The sequence below is a fragment of the Roseburia faecis genome, from assembly GCF_001406815.1.
In the GTDB taxonomy this organism is placed as follows: Bacteria; Bacillota; Clostridia; order Lachnospirales; family Lachnospiraceae; genus Roseburia; species Roseburia faecis.
Genome location: NZ_CVRR01000006.1, coordinates 56,350 through 68,743, shown reverse-complemented (window position 1 = coordinate 68,743; position 12,394 = coordinate 56,350). Strand labels below are relative to the sequence as shown.

At 48.2% G+C, this 12,394-nt stretch carries 13 protein-coding genes; 8 read left to right on the top strand and 5 right to left on the bottom strand.

Annotated elements, in window-relative coordinates; translation table 11 throughout:
• Nucleotides 1–3: 3 nt before the first annotated feature.
• Nucleotides 4–1,701, top strand: a complete 1,698-nt coding sequence (locus M72_RS18195) for a cobyric acid synthase (protein ID WP_055067189.1) — start codon at nucleotides 4–6, stop codon at nucleotides 1,699–1,701.
• Here the strand turns inward: M72_RS18195 and M72_RS03420 are convergent.
• A complete protein-coding gene (locus tag M72_RS03420; protein ID WP_055067188.1) occupies nucleotides 1,670–2,173 on the bottom strand; it encodes a helix-turn-helix domain-containing protein in 504 nt (167 codons plus the stop codon). The two genes, M72_RS18195 and M72_RS03420, sit on opposite strands and share 32 nt — an antisense overlap.
• A gap of 100 nt (nucleotides 2,174–2,273) precedes the next feature.
• On the opposite strand from M72_RS03420, the gene cobT reads away from it, so the two are divergent.
• From cobT to M72_RS03405, 3 genes are read left to right on the top strand one after another with little or no spacing between them, the layout of a single operon-like run.
• On the top strand, nucleotides 2,274–3,353 hold the full coding sequence (gene cobT, locus M72_RS03415; protein WP_243142431.1) for a nicotinate-nucleotide--dimethylbenzimidazole phosphoribosyltransferase: 1,080 nt from the start codon (nucleotides 2,274–2,276) through the stop codon (nucleotides 3,351–3,353).
• Complete coding sequence (locus tag M72_RS03410; protein WP_055067187.1) at nucleotides 3,350–3,949, top strand: bifunctional adenosylcobinamide kinase/adenosylcobinamide-phosphate guanylyltransferase; 600 nt, start codon at nucleotides 3,350–3,352, stop codon at nucleotides 3,947–3,949. Before cobT ends, M72_RS03410 begins: the two co-directional genes overlap by 4 nt.
• A complete protein-coding gene (locus tag M72_RS03405; protein WP_055067186.1) occupies nucleotides 3,936–4,697 on the top strand; it encodes an adenosylcobinamide-GDP ribazoletransferase in 762 nt (253 codons plus the stop codon). The genes M72_RS03410 and M72_RS03405 overlap by 14 nt, the downstream gene beginning before the upstream one ends.
• A gap of 21 nt (nucleotides 4,698–4,718) precedes the next feature.
• Here the strand turns inward: M72_RS03405 and M72_RS03400 are convergent, their stop codons facing one another.
• Nucleotides 4,719–5,066, bottom strand: coding sequence for a type II toxin-antitoxin system HicB family antitoxin (locus tag M72_RS03400; protein WP_055067185.1), 348 nt, complete (start codon nucleotides 5,064–5,066; stop codon nucleotides 4,719–4,721).
• Nucleotides 5,063–5,317 carry a type II toxin-antitoxin system HicA family toxin gene (locus tag M72_RS03395; protein ID WP_055067184.1) on the bottom strand — a complete coding sequence of 85 codons (255 nt, stop codon included), beginning with the start codon at nucleotides 5,315–5,317 and terminating at the stop codon, nucleotides 5,063–5,065. Before M72_RS03395 ends, M72_RS03400 begins: the two co-directional genes overlap by 4 nt.
• A 140-nt stretch (nucleotides 5,318–5,457) precedes the next feature.
• Between M72_RS03395 and M72_RS03390 the strand changes: the two genes are divergently transcribed.
• Genes M72_RS03390 through cbiB form a run of 3 tightly spaced genes read left to right on the top strand, consistent with a single transcriptional unit; the run spans nucleotide 5,458 to nucleotide 7,402 of the window.
• Nucleotides 5,458–5,802 carry a bifunctional adenosylcobinamide kinase/adenosylcobinamide-phosphate guanylyltransferase gene (locus M72_RS03390; protein WP_055067183.1) on the top strand — a complete coding sequence of 115 codons (345 nt, stop codon included), beginning with the start codon at nucleotides 5,458–5,460 and terminating at the stop codon, nucleotides 5,800–5,802.
• Nucleotides 5,775–6,449, top strand: coding sequence for a histidine phosphatase family protein (locus M72_RS03385; protein ID WP_055067182.1), 675 nt, complete (start codon nucleotides 5,775–5,777; stop codon nucleotides 6,447–6,449). Before M72_RS03390 ends, M72_RS03385 begins: the two co-directional genes overlap by 28 nt.
• A complete protein-coding gene (gene cbiB, locus M72_RS03380; RefSeq protein ID WP_055067181.1) occupies nucleotides 6,446–7,402 on the top strand; it encodes an adenosylcobinamide-phosphate synthase CbiB in 957 nt (318 codons plus the stop codon). Before M72_RS03385 ends, cbiB begins: the two co-directional genes overlap by 4 nt.
• 54 nt (nucleotides 7,403–7,456) lie before the next feature.
• Here the strand turns inward: cbiB and M72_RS03375 are convergent, their stop codons facing one another.
• Nucleotides 7,457–8,941: a methyl-accepting chemotaxis protein gene (locus M72_RS03375; RefSeq protein WP_055067180.1), complete on the bottom strand. Its 1,485-nt coding sequence runs from the start codon at nucleotides 8,939–8,941 to the stop codon at nucleotides 7,457–7,459.
• 110 nt (nucleotides 8,942–9,051) lie between these two features.
• Complete coding sequence (gene hcp / locus M72_RS03370) at nucleotides 9,052–10,713, bottom strand: hydroxylamine reductase (RefSeq protein ID WP_055067179.1); 1,662 nt, start codon at nucleotides 10,711–10,713, stop codon at nucleotides 9,052–9,054.
• Nucleotides 10,714–10,890: 177 nt separating this feature from the next.
• Between hcp and glpK the strand changes: the two genes are divergently transcribed.
• Nucleotides 10,891–12,390, top strand: coding sequence for a glycerol kinase GlpK (gene glpK / locus M72_RS03365; RefSeq protein ID WP_055067217.1), 1,500 nt, complete (start codon nucleotides 10,891–10,893; stop codon nucleotides 12,388–12,390).
• Nucleotides 12,391–12,394: the final 4 nt, after the last annotated feature.

Here is a 12,394-nt window from a genome sequence, read left to right as displayed (position 1 = left end):
AACATGGCAAAAGTAATCATGGTGCAGGGCACGATGTCAAATGCCGGAAAAAGCCTGATCGTTGCAGGACTTTGCCGTATTTTTGCGCAGGATGGCTATCGCGTGGCACCGTTTAAATCACAGAATATGGCGCTCAACTCCTACATCACCGAAGACGGTCTGGAGATGGGGCGCGCGCAGGTCATGCAGGCGGAAGCGGCGGGTGTGAAGCCTTCCGTGCTTATGAATCCCATCCTGTTGAAACCGACCAATGATGTCGGATCACAGGTGATCGTAAAGGGTGAGGTGCTCGGAAATATGCGGGCGCGGGATTATTTTGCGTATAAGAAAAAGCTGGTTCCGACGATCTGCGAGGCTTTTTCGGAGTTGGAAAAGCAGGCAGACATTATTGTGATGGAAGGGGCGGGAAGCCCGGCAGAGATCAATCTGAAATCGGATGATATTGTCAATATGGGGCTGGCAAAACTGGTCGATGCACCGGTGCTTCTGGTGGGGGATATCGACCGTGGCGGTGTGTTTGCGCAGCTTTTGGGAACTTTGATGCTTTTAGAAGAGGATGAAAAAGCCCGTGTGAAGGGTCTGATTATTAATAAATTCCGCGGGGATAAGACGATCCTTGATCCGGGAGTGGAGATGCTGGAGGAACGCGGCGGTGTGAAGGTTGCCGGAGTAGTGCCATATATGCATCTGTCCATTGAGGATGAGGACAGTCTGAGCGGCCAGTTGGACAACCACGATGTAGGCGTGATAGATCTGGCAGTGATCCGTTTTCCACGGATCTCCAATTTTACGGATTTTAACGTATTTGAACGGCTGGAGGGTGTGTCCGTGCGCTATGTTTCTTCGGTGCAGGAACTGGGACAGCCGGATATGATCTTTCTGCCGGGCAGCAAAAATACGGTGGGTGATCTGCGCTGGATGCGGCAGAACGGTCTGGAAGCCGCGGTCAAAAAGCTGGCGGCACATATCCCGGTCTGGGGGATCTGCGGTGGCTATCAGATGCTGGGGCGTACCATTTCGGACCCACATGGGGTAGAGAATGAGAATTCGCTACGCGAACCGCTCTATCCGGCTCATTGCGAAGCAATTTCTCATGAGCCGGATACAATTGCCGTGGAGCGCATAAGGCGCGACGGGGCACTACCCCTGCGTGGTATGGAACTGCCCCCTCGTGAGACTCGGCGGCAATCGCACGCAGCGGATGAGAATTCGCTATGCGAACCGCTGCGTGGTATGGAACTGATCGACACCGACACGACCCTGATGCCGGAAAAAATGCGTACGCAGACACGTGGAAAATTTGAGAATGTAACCGGTATTTTTTCCACACTTTCCGGATTGGAATTTTCCGGCTATGAGATTCATATGGGAAAGACAACGGTTTCCACCGGGGAACATCAGACGCCACTGGTACAGCTGGCAGATGGCAGAACCGACGGGGTGCAGCGCATGGAAAAAGGCAGCGAAGCACCCGGCGTATACGGCAGTTATGTGCACGGCATTTTTGACGATGGAGACATTGCCGTGCGCATAGTACAGGCATTGGCCGACAAAAAAAGGGTATCATGGAAACCGGAGGCTGGCGGTGATTATCATGCATTTAAGGAACAGCAGTATGACAAGCTCGCACAGGGATTGCGGGAGCATCTGGATATGGAGTATGTATACTCTATTTTGCAGGAGAGTCGGATTTCCTCTTGATTTTTACAATGTTATAGATCCCGACACAAATCAGGACAATGGATAATACCAGAAGAATGGACAGTGGGTATTCGAAAATATAGTGATAGGAATCGGCATATGCACGACCATAGAGATCCATATATTTGAATTGTTCCCATTGACCCAGAAATGGAAGCACACACAACAGGAAAATTCCGGTTATGGTCATAAAAATAAAGGGAGTTCTTTTAGCAGAATTTTGGATTTTATTTTGGTTTTCTGCTGAAGCATCTGGTTTTTTGAGCATTGTGTCAATTGGAACATGGAATTGCTCACTGATTAAGAGCAGGGTATGGATGTTTGGAACAGAGATTCCCATTTCCCATCGCGATACGGCCTGACGAGTAACGCCTAATGTTTGAGCAAGCTGTTCCTGGGAAAGATGATGTTTTTGTCTTAAATCAAGAAGAATGTGAGCGATAGTTTGATTATCAATTTTGGTTTTATTCATATCAGCACCTCCTTTTTCTTATCATACATTTCATGGCTGAAAGAAGCAAGAAACAGGGAATTGCATTTGCGCAATTTACAATTGCAACAGGAGAAAATATTTGATTACAGGAAAAGAAATGGAGAAACTTAAAATTATTCCACCGGACGCACAGATCTACGCGCAGGTAAAAGCAAGCTGGGACAAAATTGCCAAACCGCTGGATGGTCTGGGGCAGTTTGAGACAATGTTTGCGCAGATCGGCGCAATCACAGGAAGCAGCAGCCTTTCCATTGAAAAAAAAGTGATCCTCACCATGTGCGCAGATAATGGTGTTGTCGCAGAAGGAGTCAGCCAGTCCGGACAGGAAGTGACCGCGGTGGTTGCAGGATTTATGGGGCAGCAGGCAAGCTCGGTTGGCAAAATGGCGCGCCGCGCCGGTGTGGATGTGATCCCGGTCGATATTGGAATCAACACAAAAGAAACGCTGCCGGGGGTGCGCGACTGCAAAGTGATGCAGGGCACGCGCGATTTTCTGCAGGAACCTGCAATGACAGAGGAAGAAGCGTTGCAGGCATTGTCTGTGGGAATTGATCTGGTCCGGGAGTGCAAAGACAAAGGCTATCAGCTGATCGGTACCGGAGAGATGGGAATCGGAAATACGACGACGAGCAGCATGCTTGTGGCGGCACTGACCGGACGCACAGCAGAAGAAGTGACCGGGCGTGGTGCCGGATTAAACGACGCGGGGCTGTTGCGCAAGCAGCAGGTCATTGCGCAGGCACTGGAGAAATATGAAAAAGAGATCCGGTCAAAGCATGCACTTTCCATGCTGGCGGCATTCGGTGGTCTGGATATCGCGGGAATGGCAGGTGTATGCATCGGCGGAGCACTGTATCATGTGCCGGTCGTTCTGGATGGGCTGATCTCATCGGTCGCGGCACTGGTGGCGGAGCGGATCGTGCCGGGTGTGCGGGAATTTGTTCTGCCGAGCCATCTGAGCAAAGAACCCGCGGCAAAATGGATCGCGGAGGAACTGAAACTTCATCCGGTTATTGATGCAGGACTGGGGCTTGGGGAAGGCACAGGAGCCGTGATGCTGTTTTCCCTTCTGGATCTGGCACTGGCACTCTACGAGGATCAGACAACATTTGATACGATGGAAATTGCGCAGTACGAGCGGTATGGGGAAACAGAATGATCACTTTGGTTTTGGGTGGAAGCGGCAGCGGAAAATCGGCTTACGCAGAGCATCTGCTGGATGGAAAAACGAATAAATATTATATCGCAACCATGCAGGTGTACGATGCGGAGGGCGAAAAAAAAGTTGCAAGACACCGGAGACTTCGCGCGGGAAAAGGATTTGTTACGATTGAACAGCCGCGGGATATCGGGGAAGTAGATTTTTCGAAAAGAGCACAGCAAGCCATGGAACCACCGGATCGCGCAGGGCAAAATGTTACGGAACGTCCTCGCTGTGCCCTGCTGGAATGTATGTCCAATCTGGTTGCAAATGAGATGTTTTCCGGTGCGGACATCGTTTCGGAAGATGTGGTTGTCGGACTCATATTGCAGGGAATCAAAAACCTTTCCACAAAAGTGGACGAGTTGGTGATCGTCAGTAATAACGTGTTTGAGGATGGCATTTCCTATGATGCGACAACGCAGGCATATATCCGTGCACTCGGACGCATCAATACGGGAGTGGCGGCGTTGGCGGATACGGTGACCGAAGTCGTTGTAGGGATTCCGGTTCCGGTAAAAGAGAGAAAGGAAGCAGGTTATGCACATCATTAGAGGAATCGCGGTGGCGTTTTCCACCTATTCAAAAATTCCGATGCCACAATTTGTGTGGAAAGAAGAAGACATGCGTTACAGCATGTGCTTTTTTCCGTGGATCGGGGCAGTGATCGGTGCTATCCTCTGGGGATGGTTTCGGTTGTCTGCGTTATTGGGAATCAGTACGCTTGCATTTATTCTGATATCAGCTGCGCTCCCGCTTATTATCACCGGGGGCTTCCATGTGGATGGGTTTATGGATACCATGGATGCATTGCATTCGTATCAGCCCAGGGAGCGAAAACTGGAAATTTTAAAGGATTCCCACATTGGAGCTTTTTCCGTGATCAAGTTGGCGGAATTCGGGTTGATTTATGTGGCGGCTCTTTCCCAGATTGTGGATTATCGTGCGCTGGAAGTGTTTTGCTGTGGATTTTTCCTGTCCCGCTGTCTGAGTGGCCTGAGCGTGGTCTCCTTCCGTTCCGCAAAAACGGATGGGATGCTCTATCATTTTGCGAGTACCGCACATGAGCGTGGGGTAAAAGGGGCACTTTATGCACAGACGTTGTTGTGTGTACTGTTTATGCTCTGGCTTTCGCTTTTGGCGGGAATTCTGGCGGTGGCGGCGGCATTTGCAGTGTTCGGTTACTATCGTTGGCGCAGTTACAGGGAATTTGGTGGAATCACCGGAGATACTGCGGGCTATTTTCTTACCTTGTGTGAAGGCGCAATGGCGGTGGCGGCAGCAGTGTCGTGTCTGCTGTAACCGCCATGTTTTTCATGTAGATCAGACTTCTTCGAGAGCTGCTGGAGATTTGGCAAGTGTTTCTTCGATATATCGGTTCATGGAAATTTGATGTGCCATTGCATAAACAAATACTTTTTTGTGCAGCTCAGGAGAAATCCGTACATTAAAACTTCCCTTGAAAGCGGTTTCCGGTGTTTGACCGGATTTTTTACATAATTCCAGATAATCATCTACAGCCTGATGAAAATCATCGATCAGCTCAGTAGCATTTTCACCTTCATAGGAGATTAACGAACGGATTCCGAGAACTTTTCCGTAAAAAATTTTATCTTCTTCTGAAAATTCAATACTTCCAACATAGCCTTTATACTGAATTGTGTTATTCATAATAATCCCTCCTGTTCTAAAAAAGTAATAAGCTGTTTGATCTGATAATTTTTCAGTTCGTTATTTGGATGTGGTTTATGTAACAATATATTTGCGTGTTCTGTGCTTTCGAAAACAACGCGTGAACCACTGGTTTTTCCTTTATTTGAGCGTTTATAGTCTAAATATCCGAGCAGGGTTTCCGCTTCCTGAAATGTAAAATCTTTTGGTCTGGATTTTAGACGTTGAATTAATTTTTCTTTCTGTCCCATATGATGCCCCCCTGTTAATTACATTATACTCAAAAACAAACAAACTGCAACTATATATAGTTGCAATAAAAACAAATTTTCACTATATGAGAAAAATATGATAGAATATTTTTATATCAATTCTAATTGGAGTTTGAAGTATGGAATTATACATTGGCGGCACTGCTCAGGGGAAAAAAGTATATGTAACACAGGTGCGGGGCATCGCGGAAGCACGGATCTGGGACAATTTTGAAGAATGGTTTCGAGAGAAATTGCAGGAAAGTGCCCCGAAGTCTCCATCCCCGGAAGCAGAAAGTATGGCTTATCTGGAAAAACATCCGGATACAGTAATTATCTGCGATGAAGTAGGCAGCGGAATTGTGCCGCTTGATTCGTTCGAGCGGGAATATCGTGAGCGGCTGGGACGGCTGCTTTGTGAAATTGCAGCAAAAGCAGAAAGGGTGGAACGGATTGTATGTGGAATTGGACAGAGAATCAAATAGAACTGTATCTAATCCGGCATGGAATGACGCTGGGAAATGTAGAACACCGGTATATTGGCAGACAGACGGATGAACCGCTTTCGGAGGACGGCAGACAGCAGCTGGAGAAAAGAAAAGACCAATGGGCACAGGTATGCAGGACATGGGATATGCCATATGTATTTGTAAGTCCCATGCTTCGCTGCCGGCAGACCGCAGAAATTTTATTTCCGCAAATTCCACAGATCGAAATTGATCCATGGCGTGAAATGGATTTTGGAGAATTTGAAGGAAAGAATTATGCACAGCTGAATGGAGATCCGCGCTATCAGGCATGGATTGACAGTGGTGGAACGCTGGCATTTCCGGGAGGTGAGAGCCGGGAGGCTTTTATCGCAAGATGTGTGGATGGGATGGAGCTGGTTATGGAACAGATCCGGCAGCAGCTGGCATACAGAGCGTGTCCACAATGCAAGGAAACGGAAGACAACTGTATGATACAGGAGCCGCTTCCGGTGGCGGCTGTGGTTCACGGGGGTACGATCATGGCGCTGCTTTCGCACTACTGTGGCGGTGATTATTTTTCGTATCAGGTAAAAAATGCCGAGGGCTATCATCTGCGCCTGTCCTTACAAGAGAATAAAATGGAGTTAAAAGAAAAAGTATGAGTTATCATTTCTTTGCGATGTTTCTTGGGTTTGTGCTGGATCTGTTGTTTGGCGATCCGCACTGGCTGCCCCATTCGATCCGTCTGATTGGTAATCTGATCGCATCACTGGAAAAACTGAATAAAAAGGAACTGTCAGACACAAAAAAATTTCTGCGCGGGTTTGCGATGGTTGTGATTGTTATCGCATGGACAACCGGTGTAACCGCCGTTATCCTTGAGGGGGCATACGGGCTGCATCCGGCGATTGGCTGTGCCGTGGAAGCCATTATGACCTATCAGATTCTTGCTACAAAGTGTCTGAAAGTGGAAAGCATGAAGGTATATGAGCAGCTGCAAAAGCAGAATCTGCCGGCAGCGCGAAAGGCAGTGTCCATGATCGTTGGGCGTGATACGGAACAACTGGATGAAACAGGTGTGGCAAAGGCAGCAATTGAGACCGTTGCGGAAAATGCATCCGACGGTGTGATTGCGCCGATGATTTATCTGGCAGTCGGCGGACCGGTGCTTGGATTTGCCTATAAGGCGGTGAATACCATGGATTCCATGGTGGGATATAAGAATGAAAAGAACCTGTATTTTGGAAGATTTGCGGCAAAGCTGGATGATGTGGTAAATTTCATCCCATCCCGCGTGGCGGCACTGCTTATGATCGTGGCAAGCTTCCTTCCGGGGAAGCGTTTTAGCGGGACCGGGGCATGGAAGATCTGGAGAAGGGACAGCCGGAAACATGCCAGCCCGAATTCTGCGCAGACCGAGAGTGCCTGTGCGGGAAGCCTTGGCATCCAGCTGGCAGGGGATGCCAGTTATTTTGGAAAGACTGTAAAGAAACCGACGATAGGGGATGCCCTGCGTCCGGTGAAACCGGAAGATATCCGGTGTGCGAATGTGCTGTTGTACCGGATGGCATTCCTTGGCATGGCCGTTTGCCTGTCACTTTTGTATTTTCTGTAAACATTAAAAAGCCGGACGTTGTGTAAACGGCGTCCGGCTTTTTGTCAGACAGAGTTATCCGAGTTCTTTGTGCTCTACGGAATCTTTCATATCTTCTGCAAGCATGTAAATATTCTCCAGAACTTTTTTACAGCCCTTCATATTGTCCACCGTGGAATCTGCCATACGCAGCCCTTCGGTGGAAGAGGCAGCCACTTCCTCACCGGTGGCGGAGAGGTGGGTAATATTATCGGAAATAACATTCGTGGCATCAAGGATTTTCTGGATATTTTCTTCTGCCGTATGGATATCTTCCATCAGGCGTTCAACGGTTTCACCGACATTGCCGAATTTCTCCCGTGTATTCTCAATCAGTTCGTTCTGCTTTTCTACGGAAGCAACTGAGTTTTCGATACTTTCGTTGGCACGTTTTGTGTCATCGTTTAATTTGTCGATAATTTCTGTAATGTTGGCAGAGGCATTTTTTGTCTGTTCGGAAAGCTGGCGGATTTCATCGGCCACCACAGCAAACCCTTTTCCGGCTTCCCCGGCACGCGCAGCCTCAATGGAAGCATTTAAGGCAAGCAGATTTGTCTGGTTGGAAATTTCAATAATGGATCCGACAAAGCTCTGGACATCCTCGACTTTTGAAGTCAGGCTCTGGATGACCTGTACCGTGATATTGCTGGCTTCTTCCACGTTCTGTGCCTGTTCCTTTAATTCCAGGACGACCTGTGCACCGGATTTTACAGTAGCATCCGTTTCATGTGCGGCTTCAATCATCTGGTGGATGCCGGCTTCTGCCGCATCGGTGTTGCCCTGAATATTGGAACACATAACCGCCTGTTTCTGGATGGCTTCAGCGGTGCTTTCGGTGCTGTCTGCAATTTCCTGAATAGAACTGTGGCTGACCTCAATACTGTTTTCCAAACTGTCAAGCACAGTCATTGCTTCTTCAAAATGCCGGGAAATATTTTCGGCAACGAGAAGCATCTGATCGTGGTTTTTCTTCTGCTTATCCGCAGCTTCTGTAATTTCCGTCATGTTTTCATCAAAGAAAAGCACAAGCATCCGTGTAATACTGATAGAAGCGTATGCAACAAGAAGCAGGACAAACAGTGCCAGCACCTTGTTGGCCAGTGCAGCAGATGCGTGTGGGGCAAAACTGAGCATCAGACGAACGATATTTACCAGCAGAAATACGCTGTTTATTATTTTCATAAGCCGTTCATTCAGATAAACCATGGCGGCAATAATGAGGGGAAGCGCGTAAGCCCATGTCCCTTCCGTGGTATTTAGTAAAGCAACAGCTGCATAACCGACCATCATGGCGGTTGTCAGGATGATGGCACAGGTGTGCGTTTTCTTTCGGGTCAGATAGCCCAGTGCGGAAAGGATAATCACACCGACCGAAACCAGACACTGGATCATAATCCGGACAAAGTGATCCCCGTGGCTGGCCGCCAGTGCAGCAAGCATGGTCAGCGTGATATACGCAAAGATAATGGTGACAGCGAGAAATACCCGCTTGTTGGCTCGTAAATACTGTTTTTCGTTCATGTAATGTTCTCCTTCTGCCAAATATGCAAAATCGTTAAATTGTATAATAATCATACCTCTCATAAATACCGTTTGTCAAAGGAAAACAGACAAAAAACAGACTTTGTGGATTATTTGCCAAAAAACAGTTTTAAATCATCTTCTACGGTACCAATTCCGGCAATGCCAAACGTGTCCGTGAGGATCTTTGCCACATTCGGGGAAAGGAATGCCGGAAGGGTCGGTCCCAGGTGGATATTTTTTACACCCAGTGCCAACAGTGCCAGCAGCACAATCACTGCTTTTTGCTCATACCATGCAATGTTGTAGACGATCGGCAGATCGTTGATATCATCGAGACCGAATACTTCCTTCAGTTTCAGGGCAATCACAGCCAGAGAGTAGGAATCGTTACACTGTCCGGCATCAAGGACACGCGGTATTCCGTTGATATCGCCGAGATTCAGTTTATTATATTTGTATTTGGCACAGCCGGCAGTCAAAATAACCGCATCTTTTGGAAGTGCTCTGGCAAAATCCGTATAGTAATTGCGGGAGTTTGCCCGTCCATCGCATCCTGCCATGACGACAAATTTTTTGATCGCGCCGGAGTTGACGGCCTCAACAATCTGGCTGGCAAGTGCAAGTACCTGATTGTGGGCAAAGCCACCAATGATTTCACCGTGCTCGAGTTCTTCCGGAGCAGAACAGTGTTTCGCCTGTTCGATCAGTGCCGAGAAATCCTTCTGTGCACCGATTTCGCCATCAATGTGTGTGCATCCCGGATAGCCGGCAGCACCGGTGGTGTACAGCCGGTCTTTGTAGCTGTCCTTTGGTGGAACAATACAGTTGGTCGTCATCAGAATTGGCCCGTGGAAACGTTCAAATTCTTCTTTTTGTTTCCACCATGCATTTCCGTAATTTCCGACAAAGTTCGGATATTTTTTGAATGCCGGGTAGTAGTGGGCAGGAAGCATTTCTGAGTGTGTATACACATCTACACCGGTTCCCTGTGTCTGTTCCAGAAGCATTTCCAGATCTTTTAAATCATGACCGGAGACAAGAATTCCCGGATTTTTTCCCACACCGATATTCACTCTGGTAATTTCAGGATTGCCATAGGCACCGGTATTTGCAGTATCGAGCATCGCCATGCCTCTGACACCATAGTTTCCGGTTTCCAGTGTGAGTGCGACCAGGTCATCGGCTGTGAGGGAATCATCCAGTGTTGCAGCGAGTGCCCGCTGCAGGAAGGCATCAATTTCCGGATCATCCGAAAGCAGTACATTGGCGTGCTTGGAGTAAGCGGACAAACCTTTTAATCCGTAAGTGATCAGTTCACGCAGACTGCGGATGTCCTCGTCTTTTGTGGAGAGAACCCCTGCCTCTTTTGCCTTGGCAAAGAGCACATCATCCGATGCGTCAGAGCCATCTTTTGTTTTTATATCCCAGAAAGCAGCTTCCGGCAGACCTGAGGTATCTTTTACCTGTAAAATGAGTGTGCGGCGCACGGACAGAGTGTTATGAATCCGTGCGATGATCGCCTCATTGTCGAAGTTGGCATTTGTGATGGTGGTAAACAGATTCCAGGTGATCAAATGGTTGGTTTCTTCTGAAACCTTTGTTCCTTCTTTGCGCAGCTGGGTTGTGACCGCGGATAATCCCTTGCTCACATAGACGAGCAGATCCTGCATAGCTGCTACTTCCGGCTTTTTGCCGCAGACACCCATCTGGGTACAGCCGCTGCATCCTGCGGTTTCCTGACACTGATAGCAAAACATTTTATGTTCCATAATAAGATACTCCTTTGATTTTATTTTGTAAGCAAGAAGTAATTTATCAGAAAGCAAATGGAAAATATGTTGTTAAAACCACAATTGACGAGAAAATGAACTGGTGATAAATGGGAATATGCAGTAAAATAGGAAAAAGAAAAGCTATAGGAAAATCATATGGGGGGATTACAGATTATGAAAGAATATATTATGGCACTGGATCAGGGAACGACAAGTTCCCGCTGTATCCTGTTTGATCATGCAGGAAAAATCGTCACGATGGCACAGAAAGAATTTACACAGATTTACCCGCAGCCGGGCTGGGTAGAGCAGAATCCGAGGGAAATCTGGTCCTCCCAGATGTCGGTTGCCATAGAGGCAATGGCGAATATCGGGGCATCATCCAAAAATATCCGTGCCATTGGCATCACAAACCAGCGCGAAACCACAATCGTCTGGGATAAAAAGACCGGGGAACCCGTATACAATGCGATCGTCTGGCAGTGCCGGCGCACGGCAGAACAGATTGATGAACTGAAAGAAAAAGGATATGGACCGATGCTGCAGAAGCGGACAGGTCTGGTGCCGGATGCTTATTTTTCCGCAAGCAAGATCGCATGGATTCTTGATCATGTGAAAGGCGCGCGTGAGGCGGCAGAAAAAGGGGAACTTTTGTTTGGCACGGTGGATACATGGCTGATCTGGAATCTGACCAAGGGAGCGGTGCATGTCACGGATTATACGAATGCGGCAAGAACCATGTTGTTTGACATACACAGATGCTGCTGGGAGGAAGAGATATTAGAGCTGTTTCGCATTCCCAAAGAAATGCTGCCGGAAGTGCGGCCGTCGAGTGGTTTCTTCGGAGAGACACAGGAGCAGATTTTTGGCGGTAAAATTCCTGTGATGGGTGTGGCAGGAGACCAGCAGGCGGCATTGTTCGGACAGTGCTGTTTTGAAAAAGGAGATGTAAAAAATACCTATGGAACCGGTTGTTTTCTTTTGATGCATACCGGAAAGGAACCAATCATTTCCAGACATGGACTGCTTACGACCATTGCTGCGGGTACTGCAGGGGAAGTGGAATATGCACTTGAGGGAAGTGTTTTTGTGGCAGGGGCGGCCATCCAGTGGCTGAGGGACGGGATGCGTATGATCCGTACCGCAGGACAGTCCGAGGAATATGCCAAGAGAGTCCCGGATTCCAATGGTGTTTATATTGTTCCTGCATTTGCCGGCATGGGGGCACCGTATTGGAATCCGTATGCGCGCGGAACGATTGTCGGGCTGACACGGGGATGCAAAAAGGAACATTTTATCCGTGCGACATTAGAGTCTATTGCCTATCAGGCGAAAGATGTCATTCACGCCATGGAAGAGGATGCCGGCGTGACGCTGAATGGTCTGCGTGTGGACGGAGGAGCCAGTGCAAATAACATGCTTGTACAGTTTCAGGCAGATATCATTGATGCGGCAGTACTTCGACCGGAATGTATTGAGACAACAGCACTCGGAGCGGCATATCTGGCAGGACTTGCGGCAGGTTACTGGAAAGATAGGGATGAAATCCGGGAAAACTGGCAGCTGGGACGAAGGTTTGAACCGGTAATGGACGCAGGGGAGCGCAAAAAGCTGCTCAGGGGATGGCAGAGAGCCGTGCGGTGCGCACGGCTCTGGGCAGAAGATGGGGAATAATGAG

What these genes read in the sequence shown, in the direction of transcription:
- M72_RS03395 (WP_055067184.1), bottom strand. Translation starts at nt 5,317, where the DNA reads ATGGGACAGAAAGAAAAATTAATTCAACGTCTAAAATCCAGACCAAAA.
- M72_RS03385 (WP_055067182.1), top strand. Translation starts at nt 5,775, where the DNA reads ATGTGGAATTGGACAGAGAATCAAATAGAACTGTATCTAATCCGGCAT.
- M72_RS18195 (WP_055067189.1), top strand. Translation starts at nt 4, where the DNA reads ATGGCAAAAGTAATCATGGTGCAGGGCACGATGTCAAATGCCGGAAAA.
- glpK (WP_055067217.1), top strand. Translation starts at nt 10,891, where the DNA reads ATGAAAGAATATATTATGGCACTGGATCAGGGAACGACAAGTTCCCGC.
- M72_RS03410 (WP_055067187.1), top strand. Translation starts at nt 3,350, where the DNA reads ATGATCACTTTGGTTTTGGGTGGAAGCGGCAGCGGAAAATCGGCTTAC.
- M72_RS03400 (WP_055067185.1), bottom strand. Translation starts at nt 5,066, where the DNA reads ATGAATAACACAATTCAGTATAAAGGCTATGTTGGAAGTATTGAATTT.
- M72_RS03420 (WP_055067188.1), bottom strand. Translation starts at nt 2,173, where the DNA reads ATGAATAAAACCAAAATTGATAATCAAACTATCGCTCACATTCTTCTT.
- M72_RS03375 (WP_055067180.1), bottom strand. Translation starts at nt 8,941, where the DNA reads ATGAACGAAAAACAGTATTTACGAGCCAACAAGCGGGTATTTCTCGCT.
- M72_RS03405 (WP_055067186.1), top strand. Translation starts at nt 3,936, where the DNA reads ATGCACATCATTAGAGGAATCGCGGTGGCGTTTTCCACCTATTCAAAA.
- M72_RS03390 (WP_055067183.1), top strand. Translation starts at nt 5,458, where the DNA reads ATGGAATTATACATTGGCGGCACTGCTCAGGGGAAAAAAGTATATGTA.
- hcp (WP_055067179.1), bottom strand. Translation starts at nt 10,713, where the DNA reads ATGGAACATAAAATGTTTTGCTATCAGTGTCAGGAAACCGCAGGATGC.
- cbiB (WP_055067181.1), top strand. Translation starts at nt 6,446, where the DNA reads ATGAGTTATCATTTCTTTGCGATGTTTCTTGGGTTTGTGCTGGATCTG.